Below are 16,466 nucleotides of genomic sequence, written 5' to 3' on the forward strand. Positions count from 1 at the left end.
TTATATTTTAAAATTTTAAAATTGCTCCTAATATAAATGTCTTAGAACCTGGGTAACTAGAGTAATCTATACCTAATGATTGATTACCACCATCTGCTTTAGGACTGTTTATTAATGGATCATAACCAGAGTAGTTGGTAATGGTTAATAAGTTCTGCCCAGTAACATAAAAATTAATACCATTTAACCAGTTTACGTTGTTTAATTTTAAATTGTATCCTAAACGTGCAGTGTTAAGTCTTATAAAATCTGACTTTTCTAGGTACAAAGTTGATAATTGAGGTGAGTTTTCTTGATTAGCTCCAGACTCATAATACTTTTTAGATACGTTACGGTCTGATGCTAAATTGTTTATATTTAAAGCATTTAACCCTGTATTATTCACCAAATATCCACCAGCTTGACCAATAATTGAAAATGAGAAATCAAAATTTTTGTAATTCATTTGACTATTAAATCCGTAAGAGAATTTAGGTAAAGCACCTTCAATTATAATTCTATCATCACCAGTTATATTACCATCATTATTTACGTCTCTGTAAATATCTTCGCCATTTTCATTAAAACCTATATGGTCTAACAAGTAAAAAGAACCAGCAGCATAGCCGCTTTTGTAAATGTTGGCAAGTACTCCAGATTGTCCTGGACCAGATATGGTTCCTGATAAAATTTCTGATACAGGTAAATTTTTAATTTCATTATTCAATGTTGCACCATTTATATCTACATCCCAATTAAAATTTTCTGTAGCTATTAGGTTAGATCCTAACATAAATTCTAGGCCTGTATTTACAATTTCGCCATCTATATTTACCCAAATATTGTTGGTTGGGCTAAGCACTTGTGACGGTATATTTAAAATAGCATCTGTAGTTGTTTTTTTAAAATAATCTAGAGAACCATACAGTTTTCTGTTCCATAAACTAAAATCTGCACCAATATTATACTGTGTTACTACTTCCCACTTTAAATCTGGATTTGGAGTTCTTAAAACAGAAACACCGTTAGTTAGTGTTTGGTCATCATACAAATAATAACCATCTGCACCAGATATAGCGTAACTAGCTTGTGTTATTTTATTTTGCACCTCCTGGTTACCTGTTTGCCCCCAACTTGCTCTTAGCTTTAAATTATCTACATTACTATTAATTAAAAATTCTTCATTAGAGATATTCCAACCCAATGCAAAAGAAGGGAAATAACCGTACTTATTGTTTTTACCAAAACGAGTAGAACCATCTGCACGCATAGATGCCGTTAAAAGGTATTTACTATCATAAGAATAGTTTAATCTACCAAAATACGACTGCAATTCGTTTTCTTGCGCAAAACCGTTAATACCTATTTGTGAGTTATTAGATGTAGGGTTGTGTACAGGTTTAACCCCAGTTCCTTTTTCAGATAAATTATCGTAACTAAAGTTGGTACCAGAGCGCTCAAACTTTTGATAAGAGAAACCTCCTAAAATTTCTAACTTATGCTTGTCTGCTATGGTTGTATTAAATGTTAAGTAATGCTCTAACAAAGAACTTTGAGACTCTAAGTTATTTTGCACATACATTCCCGTAGGATTTAAATCTGTTAAGTTTGGATATACTGTGGTGTTACGCTCTGCAACAGACCTGTCTACTCCATAATTTAACTTATACTCTAAACCGTTAAATACACGTAATGAAGCCTCTATGTTACCCAAAACACGTAATGTTCTTGTTTCATCTTCATAAATGCTTAACAAGTATGCAGGGTTGTAATGTGCATTCATATTAAAGTTTGTATATGCTCCGTTTTCATCAAAAACAGGCCTTGTAGGATTAGCCATTAAGGTGTGTATAATTAGCTGGCCGTTAGATCCTCCATCATCACTAGTTGGTACCCCTTTGTCTTTAGTTTCACTTGCAGTAAGATTTACTTTTATTTTTAAACGTTTGTTATCTAAAAAGCTTTCTTCTACATTTACTCTACCAGATGTACGAGAAAATTCACTATTATTTACAATACCTTCTTGATCTATATTACCTAAAGAAACATAGTAGTTACCACTTTCTGAGGCTTTTGAATAAGACAAAACATTATTTTTTGTAATTGCTGTTCTGTAAACAACATCTTGCCAATCTGTAGTGCTGCCGTGGTCAAAAGTAGGGTCTTTTAAGGCATTTCTGTATTCATTTGCATTTAGCAAATCTATTTTATTTGCAACGTTAGAAATACCAATGTAAGAGTCTAAAGATAAAGAGCCTATACCAGCTTTTCCTTTTTTAGTAGTAATTATTACTACACCGTTAGAACCCCTAGCTCCGTATATAGCAGATGCAGAAGCGTCTTTAAGTACATTAATAGATTCTATATCACTAGTATTTAAAAAGTTTAATGGGTTTTTAGCACTAGAATCCCCAAAACCAACATTACTGCCCGTTGGGCTAACATTATCGTTAGTTAACGGCACACCATCTACAACAAATAAAGGGCTACTACCACTTCTAATAGAACCTACACCACGTATTGTAACATTAATACCTGCACCTGGTTCTCCGCTAGCATTAACAACTCTAACACCAGCAACTTTACCTTGTAAAAGAGCATCTGGAGATGTGTTAATACCTTGTCTAAAACTACTTTCTTTTAGTTGTGTTACGGCACCAGTAACATCTGCTTTTGTTTGGCTACCGTAGCCTACAACAACAACTTCATTTAACTCAGCAGCATCTAGTTCTAATTGTACGTTTACTACATTTTGTGTAACCTTTATTTCTTTACTCTTATACCCCATGTAAGAGAATTTTAAAACGCTTCCGGTTGTAGCAGTTATAGTGTATTCTCCATCAAAATTTGTTGTAACACCATTAGATGTTCCTACTTCATGAATGGTAGCACCTGGTAAAGGATCTCCGTTTTCATCTACAACAGTACCTGTTATTTCTTTTTGGACATTACTGGTAGTTATAGTTGTAGATTTCTTTTTTATTAAAACAATTTTATTTGTTATTTTATAACTAAAGTTTGCCTTTTTACTCAGGTCTTTTAAGGCAGACTCTAAGCTGATGTTTAGGTAAGATACTGTGTATTTATTTTTGTCTTTTATAATATCTTCACCGTAGCTAAAGTTATATGATGTTTGGTTACTTACCTCTTTTAAAAGGGTTACTAAATTTGTGTTTTTATAGTTTACAGTTATATTTTGTTTTTTGTAAACACCATTATTAGGTTGCACTGTCTGACAAAAAATTGCAGATAATACAAAAAAAAGTATGGTTTTTAATTTAAAAGGAATATTTTTAAAATACATTAATTTAAGTGTTAGTTAATAATACTTGAAAATTTAACCGTAGTTGTTGGTAGCAGCTGCGGTTTTTCTTTAATTAGTTTTAAGTGTAATTATTTCATTCTCATATAGTAATTTTAAATTGGTTATATAATTTAGTTGTTCAATAATCTCATTTAGTGTAGCGTTTTGCTTTATAAATAGTGTTATTTTAAGAGCCAATACATCTTCATTTTTTATAGCGCTTTTTACATTGTATTTAATCTCTAATAAGTCTAAGGTTTCTTTTAATGATACCTCTGCTAAGTTTAAATCTTTAGTATACCAGTTAGAAGTCATTAAAACTGATGATTTTTGTTTGCGTAAAGAGTTGTTTGTAGCTACGGCTTCTTGCCCAGATACTAATTGTTGTTGGTTGTTTTTGTAATTTACCTGTACTTTTCCAGTAACTACAGATACTTTGCTTTCCTTTTTTTGTAACCCTATATGAAAAGAAGTACCTAATACCTTTGTTACCAAGTCACCAGAGTTTATAATAAATGGTTTGTTTGGGTTTTTAGCAATGTTAAAAAATGCATTACCCTTTATTAGGTTAACCTCTCTTGTAGTGTTGGTAAATGTATTAGGGTAACTAAAACTAGATCCTGGAGCTAGGTAAATAGTAGAACCATCTGCTAAAAAAACAGAATCTATTGCAGCACCAGTATTTACCGTAACAAAACTTGGCTGGTTAGTTTTGTAAGTAGATAATAATATACCACCAAGCGTAAGTATTGTAACTGCTATGGCAGCATATTTATATATATTAGTTTTTGTGCTTTTAGTTTCTTTAAGTACAATTTTAGAACGGATATCATCTTTTATAAAAGTTGCATTACCCATTTTATTTGTATCCCAGCCAGACTTATCATACATTTTTTTAAAAAATGTATGTAATAACTTTTCTTCTTTAGCACTAGTTTTTTGTTTGGTGCTTTTTGCAATAAGCTTTTTTAATACAGTGCTTTTTTTCTGTTGCATAAACTTGTTTTATATAGGTAAGTACCCAAAACAAGTAATTAGTACTATTGGCAAATGTTACCAAAAGTTTAAGCAAACATTAAGTGAAATATTTTTTTAAAAAAAGAACGGAAATAGTAACCAACTAAGTTGTTTAAGCTCTAGTCTAAGCTGTTTAATTGCAGATGATAATTGATTTTTAACCGTTTGTTTTGATAGCTTTAGCTCCTCTGCAATTTGTTCTACATTCATTTCCTGTAGCTTGTTCATTAAAAAAATTTCTTTTCGCTTAGCAGGTAACTTATCTACAATATGAAAAACGGTTTTAGATAGGTCAGATTCAGAAATAGATGGAGATTCCATAATAAAATTATCAAACTCATTATCTATAGAAGTAGTGTTAAAAGTGTTTTGATTGTAATGCTTTAAAATTTGATTTTTTACTGCTCTAAATAAAAAATGCTCAACAGAGTTTATGTTTAAGCTATTTTTACGCTCCCATAAATTGGTAAATACGTCTTGTATAATGTTTTTAGATAAGTTGCTGTCTTTTGTAACTTTAAATGAAAAAGCATATAATTTTTCCCAGTGTTTAGAATAGATATCTTCAAATTCTTGGGAGGTTTTCATAGGGACTAAAAAATTCTGGAATTAGTTAGTGTAAATAAAAGACCCTAAAGTTTAAAATTGATTATGCCAACGTTATCTTTAAATTAACTTTTTAAAACAGACTGTAAACTTATAAGCTAATTATTGTTTTTACTTAGGTCTGTTATAGTATTGTTTTCTAAATTAATACTAAAGTGGTTGGACGGTTCACTGTTTAAAAAAGAATTAAAAATTTTAAAGAATAAAAGTAATTGTTTGGCTGTAGTATCTTCTTTATTAATATACTTGGTTTGTGAAGTAATTGTGTTGTAAATAAATTTATACTGCTTTATTTTTTCTGTGGTAATATCTTCTAAAGCCAATTCATCTGCATTTCTAAGTCTATAAAAATCAAAAACTAAATCTAAGCCTTTCCACTTTCTAAAATCTTTAGCTTTTAAATTGTTTTTAGCTAAAGGAGTGGCAATAATTTTTAACTGATTTTTTCTTGCTTTAGTATTGTTACGTATTTCTTTTAATGCTTTAGAAAAATCTAGTTCACTATTTTTTGTAGCAAGTAATAACAACTCTTCACCAGTAACATTACTTAAAAATATATTTAAATCTATAGGAAAATCATTTGGTAAAAAGCGCAAACGTATAAGTTCTTTTAAATGCCAAGCTGTAAAATCTTTATAGGTGTTAACCTCTAGTATTTTTTTGTTCCAAACATTGTTATTGTGCTCTAGTTTTAGTTTGTTGTATTCTACTTTATACAAATCAAATAACAATTTAAAATTTTCTGTATCGGGTATAGTAACAGTTTTTACCTCTATGTTACTACTGTTATTAATTTTTAAAATTTTATAACCTGGTATGTAAGCAGCTAAGGAAGGTGTTTGTATGTTAACCAGTAAGTTTCCTTTTTTAGACCTGTGTACTCCAGTGTCATTAATATGCATATGTCCTGCTATGTGTATTTTTAAACCACTATCTGCAAATGCTTCTGCTACTTCTTTTACAGGTACACGTTGCAATTGCCATTTGTTATTCCCCATTAATTTTTTAATGTTGCTAGTGGCATTATCATTAAAGTCTACCATAGGAAAATGACTAAAAGCAATTAATGTTTTATTGTTTTTTTTAGCTTCTGTAACTATATCTTTCACCCATTTAATTAAGTAATTTTTATGTATTATAGTGTTGTTATAGCCTACGCTAGCACTAGAAAAGCTACCATCCTTTTTTTGTAAAAAGGTATCACCATCTATAGCTAGTAACCAAATACCGTTTACGGGCTCTACTAAATAACTAGTATCTACCATTTGTAAACTGTCTATAGCAGTATAGGTTCTTAGTTTTAAGTTAGATGCAATTTGTGCCTTTTTAAAAGAGTAATTGTTGTAGTTATAGGTAGCAAACGGAGTGGTCCAATATTTATAATTTGGTTGTGCATTAAAACCGTACTCACCTAAAATATTAAGTACACCCGTATATCCCATTTTAGCAATATCAGTACTAATTAATACAGGATGCTCATTTTTTTTAGATGCATACATTCCTTTTTTACTATATATAGGTTGATTTTTACCTTCTGCACCTAAAAAATCACTTTTTCCAGATTCCTGTTTGTATGGTCCTGCAGGATCATGGTTACCAGTGGTTATAAAAAATTGTAGTCCGTATTTATATTTGTAATCGTTTAGTATTTTTTGCAGTCCTCTTAAGTGTATAGGTTGTCCGTCATCTGTATAATCACCAGGTAAAGCAACATAAGTAATGCCTCTACTAACAATGTCATCTAGAGCTGTTTTAAATGCAAAATAGTTCTCATTAAAAATTCTAGTAGAGTTTAATTGAGATTGCATTGTTCGTAATACTGTATGCTTATTGTTATGCGGATTTTTAATACCCTTGTAATTAATATCGTTAAAAGAACCATACAAATCCTGAAAATGAATATCTGCTAAAAAAGCTATTTCTATTTTTTTTGTTTGTGCAGTTATTTTAAAACATATGAATATAATTAAAAAAGATATTATTATTTTGGTTGATGACATATGATTCCTCAATATTAAAAAATTACTGCTAGATTACATATTTAAAATTCCTTTTAAATTAAATTAAGGTTAAGAAGAAAATTTAAAAATATTTCTTTTGTATATTATAGAAAAAGTGAAGAATGAAAAAGGTATTACAAATTACAAACGGTATAGCTTTTATATCTACTGTATTTATAAACTACTTGTCTAATACAGGTAAAATGAACGGTACAACTATAGGGGAGGTTTCTAGAGGTTTAAAAACTTTATTTACACCCGCAGGTTATGCGTTTTCTATATGGGGATTGATTTATTTTTTGGTATTTGGTTTTGTTATTTATCAAGGCAGAAGTCTATTTACAAAAGTACGTAACAATGATTTTGTATTAAAAATAGGCTGGTGGTTTGTAGTATCTTGTTTAGCCAATTGCTGCTGGATAGTATGCTGGATTTATGGATACACAGGTTTATCTTGTATATGTATAATTGTACTATTATTATCACTACTAAAAATTGTTTTTAATAATAAAATGGAACTGTGGGATGCGCCAATTTCTGTAATTGTTTTTTTATGGTGGCCTTTTGTAATTTACACTGGCTGGATAACTGTTGCTAGTATTGCTAACATATCTGCATATTTAGTAAAAATTAATTGGAACGGTTTTGGCGTAGCTCCTTTAATATGGACCATTGTAATGATTGTAGTGGCAGTTATAGTTAATTTAATTGTAACCTGGACCCGTAATATGCGAGAATTTGGGCTTGTTGGTGCCTGGGCACTTATAGCAATTGCAGTAGCTAATAAAGGAGTAGAGGAGGTATTAGTTTATACAGCTTATATAGGAGCCGCATTAATTATATTTAGCAGTAGTATGCACGCATTTAAAAACCGAAAAACAGTACCCTTTGTAAAGCTAAAAGAGTATTTTAATAAATAAATGCGTTGGGTTTAAACCAAAAAACCTTGCTATTAAAATAATAAGCAAGGTTTATCTGTTGGGGAACAGAACACTATCAATATTAGTAAACAAACAAATACTATACCAGCTTTTTGTGTGTCTATAAAAATTTTTTAAAATAATGGGTAACAAAAATACTTAGTGTAGGCTACACTGTACTTATAATTTAGATATTTTAAGTTTAGTTATGCACCATAAAGATTACAACACTACTATTATCTTTGTTTTATGTGTTTTTGAGTACATTCTACTAAATATTAAAAATGTTTTAATTGTTTATTGGTAACATTTTTAAATTTATAATGTTTCAAAATATAACAATAGGCTTATTAGTGTTTATTACTAGTTGCGCTATTGTCTAAATTATTTCTGAACTCTTTGGGTGTTTTATTAAACTTAGCTTTAAAATTTGTAGAAAAATAATTTGGAGAGGAAAATCCAACAGCGTATGCTATTTGCGAAATAGACATATTAGAGTTTTTAAGCAAATTTTTAGCTTTAGTTAATCTAAAATTTAAAATGTAATCACTTATACTTATGCCAATTATAGCTTTAGTTTTTCTGTATAATTGTACTCTAGATATATTTAGAGTTTCTGCCATACTTTCTACAGAAAAGTCAGAGTTGTCTATATTTTCTTCAACAATAGAATTCATTTTTAAAATAAATTCCTGGTCAGTTACATCAAATTTTTCGTGAGGGTTTATTTTATGAATGTTGTTTAGATAGTAATACCTGAGCTTTTCTCTATTGTATAGTAATGATTTTATAGATTGAGATAATACTGGAAAGCTAAATGGTTTTGTAAGGTATGAGTCTGCACCACATTTTAACCCTTTAACGTAAGATTCATTATTATCTAAAGCAGTTAGCATAATAATTGGTATGTGTGATGTTCTTAAATCATTTTTTAAAACTTCACAAATTACAAATCCATCTTTGTCTGGTAAATTTACATCGCATATTATTATATCAGGTATAATATCTAATGCTTTTTCTATACCATCTATACCATTAGATAAGTGTACCTTATATGTTTCCATAAGTTTATTTTTAAGTATTTTTATAAGTTCATCATTATCCTCAATAATTAATACGTCGTACTTGTTTTCATTATTATTTACTATGGTTTGCTTGTATATGTTTTCTTCAATTTCCTCTGTTAAAATAATTTCTTGGTTGGTGTAAATACTTGGTTCTATTATAACTTCATTAGGCAGTAAATGTTTTTTGTCTTTATACAGTTTAAGGGTAAAAATTGTGTTTTGCTCACTGCTAACAGTTATTTCTCCTTTATGCAGTTCTACAAATTGTTTTGTAAGGTGCAAACCAATACCAGAGCTTGCTTTATTGTTATTACTTCCAATCTCAAAAGGTTTAAAAATATTTTCTAGATCATCACTAGGAATACCAATTCCACTATCTTTAAAAGATATATTAATAAAGTTTTTGTTTTTATAATCGTCAATAGAGATAACAATCTCTCCATTATCTGGTGTAAACTTTAATGCATTAGATAAAAGATTAAAGTATACTTTATCCATTAAATTTCTATCTATATAAATTTCTAAGTCTTTATTATTTGTTTTTAGATCAAAAACAATATCTCTATTTTTTGCTTCAATTTTAAAATCATTAATTATTTTAGTAGAAAATTGAAAAATGTTGGTTTTAGAAGCTTTTAAGGTCAATTTTTTCTCATCCGTTTTTCTAAAATCTAAAAGCTGATTTATTAGGCGTAGCAAACGTTTAGAGTTGTTGGAGATTAGAGTTACTTCGGTGGTTAAGTTATTTTTAGTAAAATTGTTTTTTTCGGTAATAGATTCTATGGCAGATAATATAAGAGTTATTGGGGTTTTAAATTCATGAGACAGACCAGTAAAAAAGTTAGCCTTAGCTTCATTACTTAATTCTGCTTCTTTTGCAATTTCTTTAATCTCTAAAGATTGTCTTATAATTTTTGCATTATATAGCTCTAAATCGTGCTTCTTTTTTCTAATATTAATGCCAGAATAAATGCTAAACGCCCCCAATAATATACTAAGTATAAATAGGGCAAAAAGTATTTTTAGCATATTGCCTTGTGATGCATAGGTTTCTTCTTGTTCTTTAATTTTGTTTTGTTGCGCAAGTAAACTCTCTTGATGTTGATTTATTTTATCAAACTGATGTTTCATTATATCAGCATTTCTGCTATCTATAACAGTAGTTTCTAGTATGTTGTTTTTATTAATTTTTTTACCATCAATAATATCAATAGCATATGTAATAGCTTCATTTCCTCCAGTGGGGTAATAAACAGTAGCTTTTAGTATGCCATCTTTTACATACTGTATACCACCGTTAGGTCCGTTTAAACCATCTACACCAATAATATTTACTTTTTGTTCTAAATTGTGGTGTTTTAAAATTTCCCAAGCACCTAGCGCCATACGGTCGTTATGGCAAAAAATAAAATCTATACTATTATTGTTATTTAAAAAGTTATTTAGAGGTTCTTTAATAGAGCTCGCTTCCCAATTACCTTGTATAGTATGTGTTATTTGTAAATTAGGTATAGTTTTAAGAGTAGAAATAAACCCTAAGTGGCGTTCTGCAGCAGGCGATGAACCTTCTAGGCCTTTTATTTCTAGTATCTTTTTATCTTCATTGGAGCTTAAACTAGCTATGTAATTTGCAGCATTTACACCTACTTGATAGTTATCACCTCCTATATACGAAGTGTAATTTGGTCCGTCTATTTTGCGGTCTACAATTAAAACAGGAATATCTTGTTGTAATGCTTTGTTAACTAAAGGAGTAATTGGTTTAGATTGTACGGGAGATATTATTAATACATCTACTTTTTCATCAATAAATTGGTTTATATCTTCTATTTGTTTTTTTACATCATCATTACCATCTAAAATTTTTAGTTCTATCTCTGGATAAAAGTCTGCTTGTAGTTGCATAGACTTGTTCATAGATTTTCTCCATTGGTCATTAACACCAGTTTGCGAAAAGCCAATAATTGTTTTCTTTTCTTTTTTTGTTGAATTACAGCTGCATAGACTAAGTAAAGTTGTTATAACAAGTAAAAAGCCAAGTTTAGAAAATTTAAAATACCGCATTACTTTAATTTTTATTAGTTGCCCAAAGGCTATAAAATTCTTTGGTTAACTATATAAGTATAATTAAGTAAGAAAATTAACTGTATAATTAATTTATTATGTGTTTACACATTAAACTTTTACGTCTTAAAATTAAACAAATAATAAATAATTATTACTAAAAATGTAAGAATTAAACAATTATGTTTGTTTTAGGGGAAGAGGTACATTTAAATATATATTGAAAACAAAAAAGCCCTCAGTAAAACTGAAGGCTTTTTGTGATCGCGAAAGGATTCGAACCTTTGACCGTCTGCTTAGAAGGCAGATGCTCTATCCAGCTGAGCTACGCGACCATTGAAATGACAAATGTTTTTGTCTTTCGGGCTGCAAATATACAATAATCTATTTTTAATATGCAAGTTAATTTTACATTTATTTTTACTTTTTTTATTTTTAGTAAAATGAAGATAAATTGAAAGTATTATACTAAATAAGAGTTACCATTTTCTTGTAATTAAACCATAAAATTATGCTTAATGTTTGCTAATTAAATGTAAAGTGGAATTAATGTAAAAAAAGTTTTTTTGAAATGTTCTTAAAATGAATAGGTTACAAAAAAGATTGAAAAAAAAGATAAAAAAAGTTTAAAATAGCTTGGTAGCTACGCTTAATCGTTATATATTTGCACTCGCAATTGAAAACTGCACAAGTTCATTAAAGATTTTGGAGAGGTGCCTGAGTGGCCGAAAGGAGCGGTTTGCTAAATCGTCGTAGGTGGAAACATTTACCCAGGGTTCGAATCCCTGTCTCTCCGCAAGAGCTGCCAAAGCATATTGCGAGGGCAGAAAAATTTCTCTAAGTATTGAAAGTATTAGATAACCTATCGGGGTGTAGCGTAGCCCGGTTATCGCGCCGCGTTTGGGACGCGGAGGTCGCAGGTTCGAATCCTGCCACCCCGACAAATGAGTAGAAAGACTCATAATAAATTAAACCAGTAATTTTTATTACTGGTTTTTTTATGCTTAATTTTTAGAGAAACATACTCCTTTTAGGGTTAATAATAATTTTAATAGGGTTAAGTTGTTTTTTGAAATTAGTAGATTTTTGGGTTGTTAGTTGTGGTTTTTAATTTTTTACTGCAATACTAATAAATAACCTAAAAACACACTAATACATGGCTATAGTTGGGAACATCATAAAAGGAATAATACACGCGTCTGATATTATTTCTGGAGAATACAATGCAGCAGAAGAACAACGTGCAGTACTTAAAAATTTACTACGTACAGCAGAGCACACTAAGTTTGGTAAACATTATAGTTTTACAGGAATATTAAATTCTAATAATCTAGAGAAAACTTTTAGTGCTAAAGTTCCTTTTTCAGATTACAACCAAATAACTAATAATTGGTGGCAGCACGTACAAAATGGAGAAGAAAATATAACTTGGCCCAATAGTCCAGACTATTTTGCTCTTAGTTCTGGTACTACAGGTAAAACTAGTAAGCGTATACCAGTTACAGATGATATGGTTAAGGCCATAAGAAATGCAGGAATACAACAAGTTTTAGCACTTAAAAATTTTAATTTACCTGCAGATTTTTTTGAAAAAGAAATAATGATGCTTGGGAGTTCTACAGATTTAGAGGAACATAACAATGCATTAGAAGGTGAAATAAGTGGAATAAGTGCTAGTAATATACCGTTTTGGTTTCAAAACTATTACAAGCCAGGAAAACAAATTGCTAAAATTGATGATTGGGATAAACGCGTACAGCGTATAGCAGAAAAAGCATCAGATTGGGATATTGGAGCCTTAAGCGGAATACCATCATGGATAGAACTTATGCTACAAAAAGTAATAGAATATAATAATATAAAAAACATACACGAAATATGGCCTAATTTACAAGTATATACCTCTGGTGGTGTTGCTTTTGGTCCATATAAAAAAAGTTTTAATGCTCTTTTAGGTAAACCAATAACTGTAATAGATACCTATTTGGCATCAGAAGGTTTTATTGCTTTTCAGCAAAGACCAGAAACTGATGCTATGAAATTGGTAACGGATAACGGTATTTATTTTGAGTTTGTGCCTTTTAATCCAGATTATATTAAGCCTGATGGATCTCTAAAACAAAATGCACCAGCACTTACAATTTCGGAAGTAGAGTTAAATCAAGATTATGTTTTAATATTAAGTAGCGTTGCTGGCGCCTGGCGTTATATTATTGGAGATACTATAGAATTTACTGATATTGAACGGGCAGAAATAAAAATTACAGGTCGTACAAAATTCTTTTTAAATACTGTAGGTTCACAATTATCTGTAAATAAACTTAATGATGCTGTGCAACATTTAGAAAAACATTTTGATATAGAAATACAAGAATATACATTATGTGCAAATCGTATTAATGATGATTTTTACCACTGCTGGTACCTAGGTACTAATGCTAAATTTAGTAATAGTAAGTTAGCAAGTGAATTAGATGACTTTTTAATGAATGCAAATAAAAATTATAAGGTGGCAAGGTCTAAGGCATTGGAAGGGGTTAAAGTTACCACTGTTTTGCCTTCTGTATTTTATGAATGGAGTGGTAGTCATAAAAAGAAAGGCGGACAAGTAAAAATGGAGAGGGTTATGGGACAAGAGCGTTTTGCAGAATGGGAAGATTTTGTAATAGCAAATTCTTAAAAAATAAAAAGGAGCAATTATAATTGCTCCTTTTTTTCTTGTTGTTTAACTAGTTGCATAATTTCTGCCGGGGATAAGTAGTATTTTATAATCCTTGCCTTATAACTAGGTTCTATTTCAGCATTGTTTAATATAAAGTGTTTTGTTTTTAATATGTATGTTCCCATACCAGATGTTACGGCATAGGAGTCTGCAGCGCGTTCTGCTTCCTTTATATAATTGTCAGACAACGAATATTTTATGCCAAACCAAAGTAAATTAAAACTACTACGATTTTGATAATCTAAAATATGACCAAGTTCATGGCCTAGCCAACCAATAAGTATATCACTATCTACATCTGTAGTTTTAAATTCTTTTCCAGAAATTTTAAATTTTTTACTCATTAAAATAAGGTAACGTCTTTTTTTCTTAGATTTTAAAAGACTACCAAAAACTGGCTGCGCAAGCATTGTAGATTTTTTAATATTATCTTTAAATCTAAATTCAATTTCTGTGTTTTTTAGTTGTGGATAATAAGATAAGGCTGTAGTTGCTTCTTTTTCAATAATTTTAGGTATAATGTGTTGTGCATTTAAGTATTTTACACTCATAAATAATAGTATATAAATTATATTTTTCATTAATTTTTAATTGTTTTACTTTTTATAATAATGGACTAAAAAATTTAGCAATACCTTCTAATAATTTTTTCCATAAGGGTCTGTTTTTAAAGGTTTCGTAATTTAAAATAGTATCTTCATTACATATAATATTAAATTTTTCTTGTATGCTTTTTGTTATTTTTTGATCGTATATCACGGCATTGGTTTCAAAATTGTGCTCAAAACTTCTATAATCAAAATTTCCAGAGCCTACAGATAGTATTTCACCATCTATTAATATCATTTTGCTATGAGAAAAATCTGGTCGTAAATAAATTTTTATTCCAACTTCTAAAAGTTCTTCTAACCTAGAGAACATACTGTACTTTGCCATTAAAGAATCGGATACTTTAGGAATTAATATAGTAATTGAAACCCCGCTTAATGCTGCAATTTTTAAAGCTTGTAGTACAGATGTACTTGGTATAAAATAAGGATTGGCTATGCAAATACTGTTTTCGGCAATATTTATCATTTGTATGTATTGTTGCATTATTGCAGGTTGTTTAGAGTCTGGACCTGCTGCTACAATTTGCGCTGTATGTTCCCCCTTTTTATCCGTATTAAAAATGTATTTTTTATGTAATAAAACCTCATCATTACTAGCAAAATAAAAGTCTTTAATAAATACTCTATGTAAACTGTTTACTATGGGCCCTTCCAGTTTTAAATGTATGTCTTTCCAAATTCCTACGTTAGAAATAGGTTTAATGTATTTGTCTGTTACATTAACACCTCCTGTAAAACCAACTTTACCATCAATTACAATAATTTTTCTGTGGTTTCTGTAGTTAAGTGTGTATAATAAATTGCCAAATTTTATTGGCATCATTGGAAACGCCTTTACACCAATACTTTTAAATTTTTTTATAGTTTTATTTTTAAAGGAATAGCTACCAAATGCATCATAAATTAAGCGTACTTCTACACCTTGGTTAATTTTGTCTTTTAAAATTGAATAAAAGCGCTCTGTTAAGTCACCTTTCGAAAAAATATAGTACTGTAAATGAATATACTTTTCTGCTTTTTGCATAGCATTAAAAATGCTATTAAAAGTTTGTTCCCCGTTATTAAGTACAGTTACTTTATTATTGTTGTATGCTTTTAATAAGGTGCTGCTTTCAATTAGTTTAGATAATTTTTGTTGTTTAGATGTTTTAAAAGTTACTGTGTTATCTAAGGCATGTAAGTTTTTGTATTTTTCATCAAATTGTTTCTTTTTTTCTTCTTGCTTGTCTCTAAAAAAATTAAACTTTCTTCGGTTTACACCAAACATATAATAGAGTAAGGCGCCAGCAAAAGGCAACAGAAGAACCGCTAAAAACCAACTTAATGATTTTGTAGGTCTGCTACCATGAAATATAATACTACTAATACTCCTTAGTGTTACCAAAGCGTACAATATCCATAAAAAAGTACTCATAGTTGTTTGTTTTATACCTACAATATAATCAACATGTTTTTGTTAACCGTTAAGTTATTTGTTTAGAGCTACAAAAGAATTTAATAACGTTAATTATAGGCTTTTTTTGGTAGTTAAGTAGTTTAATTGTAGTTATTTATGTAGTTTTTTTTTAGTCAAATTTTTAGAGGTAATTTATAATTTAATAACGTTAAAAAGGACTAACGCTTACTTGTATCTTTATACTATAATCTTAAAAAAAATAAAAATGGAAGCAACAGAAACAGCTATTGGAATAAAAAAAGACAACAGGAAAGCTGTAGTAAAAATGTTAAAACAATTATTGGCAGATGAGTATGTAATGTATACAAAATACAGAAACGCTCACTGGAATGTAGAAGGTTTAGATTTTCATAGCAAACACGTATTTTTTGAAGAAGAATATGGAAAACTAGAAAATACTATTGATGAAGTAGCAGAGCGTATACGTATGTTAGGTTTTTATTCCCCAGGTAGTATGCAGCAATTTTTAGAATTGTCTGAGCTAAAAGAAAACGGTCCAGACCAAAATGACAGTGCTAGTTTTATGGAGGTTTTATTAGAAGATCACCAAACAATAATTAAATTTATTAGAGAGAGCATTGGAGAAAATGCTGAAGCACACAATGATGAAGGTACAGCAGATTTTATTACAGCAATATTACAAATGCATGAACAAATGGCTTGGATGCTACGTTCATCTTTAAAAACATTTAAATAATATAGTTATTTAATATAAAAGGC

General features: G+C 29.6%; 10 protein-coding genes and 3 tRNA genes. 5 read left to right on the forward strand and 8 right to left on the reverse strand.

The annotated features are described in order from the left end of the window. Positions 1 to 7: 7 nt before the first annotated feature. From PBN93_RS12320 to PBN93_RS12335, 4 genes are all read right to left on the reverse strand, one after another. The gene (locus PBN93_RS12320) at positions 8 to 3,283 is read right to left on the reverse strand and encodes a SusC/RagA family TonB-linked outer membrane protein (RefSeq protein WP_077403065.1); all 3,276 of its coding nucleotides are present in this window, start codon (positions 3,281 to 3,283) and stop codon (positions 8 to 10) included. Positions 3,284 to 3,352: 69 nt separating this feature from the next. Continuing rightward, positions 3,353 to 4,279 (reverse strand): FecR family protein, encoded by a 927-nt coding sequence (locus PBN93_RS12325; protein WP_271080771.1) that lies wholly within the window; start codon positions 4,277 to 4,279, stop codon positions 3,353 to 3,355. Between the two features lie 96 nt (positions 4,280 to 4,375). Further along, positions 4,376 to 4,888 carry an RNA polymerase sigma factor gene (locus PBN93_RS12330; RefSeq protein ID WP_077403071.1) on the reverse strand — a complete coding sequence of 171 codons (513 nt, stop codon included), beginning with the start codon at positions 4,886 to 4,888 and terminating at the stop codon, positions 4,376 to 4,378. Positions 4,889 to 5,004: 116 nt separating this feature from the next. Further along, entirely contained in the window at positions 5,005 to 6,906 is a 1,902-nt protein-coding gene (locus tag PBN93_RS12335; RefSeq protein WP_271080772.1) for a metallophosphoesterase, read from the reverse strand. A gap of 122 nt (positions 6,907 to 7,028) precedes the next feature. Here PBN93_RS12335 and PBN93_RS12340 point away from each other — a divergent pair, with 122 nt between their 5' ends. After that, on the forward strand, positions 7,029 to 7,826 hold the full coding sequence (locus tag PBN93_RS12340) for a tryptophan-rich sensory protein (RefSeq protein WP_271080773.1): 798 nt from the start codon (positions 7,029 to 7,031) through the stop codon (positions 7,824 to 7,826). A 350-nt stretch (positions 7,827 to 8,176) separates the two neighbouring features. Here the strand turns inward: PBN93_RS12340 and PBN93_RS12345 are convergent, their stop codons facing one another. Together PBN93_RS12345 and PBN93_RS12350 are read right to left on the reverse strand one after the other, a co-directional pair. Next, the gene (locus tag PBN93_RS12345) at positions 8,177 to 10,957 is read right to left on the reverse strand and encodes a substrate-binding domain-containing protein (protein ID WP_271080774.1); all 2,781 of its coding nucleotides are present in this window, start codon (positions 10,955 to 10,957) and stop codon (positions 8,177 to 8,179) included. Between the two features lie 261 nt (positions 10,958 to 11,218). Continuing rightward, positions 11,219 to 11,292: transfer RNA gene (locus tag PBN93_RS12350), tRNA-Arg, on the reverse strand. A 372-nt stretch (positions 11,293 to 11,664) separates the two neighbouring features. Here PBN93_RS12350 and PBN93_RS12355 point away from each other — a divergent pair. The 3 genes from PBN93_RS12355 to PBN93_RS12365 all read left to right on the forward strand — a co-directional run bounded on the left by PBN93_RS12355 (position 11,665) and on the right by PBN93_RS12365 (position 13,637). Next, positions 11,665 to 11,753: transfer RNA gene (locus tag PBN93_RS12355), tRNA-Ser, on the forward strand. A 70-nt stretch (positions 11,754 to 11,823) separates the two neighbouring features. Further along, positions 11,824 to 11,898: transfer RNA gene (locus PBN93_RS12360), tRNA-Pro, on the forward strand. Positions 11,899 to 12,113: 215 nt separating this feature from the next. Next, positions 12,114 to 13,637, forward strand: a complete 1,524-nt coding sequence (locus tag PBN93_RS12365; RefSeq protein ID WP_271080775.1) for a GH3 family domain-containing protein — start codon at positions 12,114 to 12,116, stop codon at positions 13,635 to 13,637. A gap of 17 nt (positions 13,638 to 13,654) precedes the next feature. On the opposite strand, the gene PBN93_RS12370 is transcribed toward PBN93_RS12365, so the two are convergent. Both PBN93_RS12370 and cls read right to left on the reverse strand, forming a co-directional pair. Further along, positions 13,655 to 14,260, reverse strand: a complete 606-nt coding sequence (locus PBN93_RS12370; protein WP_271080776.1) for a hypothetical protein — start codon at positions 14,258 to 14,260, stop codon at positions 13,655 to 13,657. Positions 14,261 to 14,282: 22 nt separating this feature from the next. Next, on the reverse strand, positions 14,283 to 15,704 hold the full coding sequence (cls, locus tag PBN93_RS12375; protein WP_271080777.1) for a cardiolipin synthase: 1,422 nt from the start codon (positions 15,702 to 15,704) through the stop codon (positions 14,283 to 14,285). A 247-nt stretch (positions 15,705 to 15,951) separates the two neighbouring features. Here cls and PBN93_RS12380 point away from each other — a divergent pair, with 247 nt between their 5' ends. After that, positions 15,952 to 16,443 (forward strand): Dps family protein, encoded by a 492-nt coding sequence (locus tag PBN93_RS12380; protein WP_077403088.1) that lies wholly within the window; start codon positions 15,952 to 15,954, stop codon positions 16,441 to 16,443. Positions 16,444 to 16,466: the final 23 nt, after the last annotated feature.

It is taken from the genome of Cellulophaga omnivescoria, assembly GCF_027915275.1.
GTDB lineage: Bacteria > Bacteroidota > Bacteroidia > Flavobacteriales > Flavobacteriaceae > Cellulophaga > Cellulophaga omnivescoria.

Excerpts from the sequence above, each read along its gene's own strand:
- PBN93_RS12320 (WP_077403065.1), bottom strand. The coding sequence starts at position 3,283 with ATGTATTTTAAAAATATTCCTTTTAAATTAAAAACCATACTTTTTTTT.
- PBN93_RS12325 (WP_271080771.1), bottom strand. The coding sequence starts at position 4,279 with ATGCAACAGAAAAAAAGCACTGTATTAAAAAAGCTTATTGCAAAAAGC.
- PBN93_RS12330 (WP_077403071.1), bottom strand. The coding sequence starts at position 4,888 with ATGAAAACCTCCCAAGAATTTGAAGATATCTATTCTAAACACTGGGAA.
- PBN93_RS12335 (WP_271080772.1), bottom strand. The coding sequence starts at position 6,906 with ATGTCATCAACCAAAATAATAATATCTTTTTTAATTATATTCATATGT.
- PBN93_RS12340 (WP_271080773.1), top strand. The coding sequence starts at position 7,029 with ATGAAAAAGGTATTACAAATTACAAACGGTATAGCTTTTATATCTACT.
- PBN93_RS12345 (WP_271080774.1), bottom strand. The coding sequence starts at position 10,957 with ATGCGGTATTTTAAATTTTCTAAACTTGGCTTTTTACTTGTTATAACA.
- PBN93_RS12365 (WP_271080775.1), top strand. The coding sequence starts at position 12,114 with ATGGCTATAGTTGGGAACATCATAAAAGGAATAATACACGCGTCTGAT.
- PBN93_RS12370 (WP_271080776.1), bottom strand. The coding sequence starts at position 14,260 with ATGAAAAATATAATTTATATACTATTATTTATGAGTGTAAAATACTTA.
- cls (WP_271080777.1), bottom strand. The coding sequence starts at position 15,704 with ATGAGTACTTTTTTATGGATATTGTACGCTTTGGTAACACTAAGGAGT.
- PBN93_RS12380 (WP_077403088.1), top strand. The coding sequence starts at position 15,952 with ATGGAAGCAACAGAAACAGCTATTGGAATAAAAAAAGACAACAGGAAA.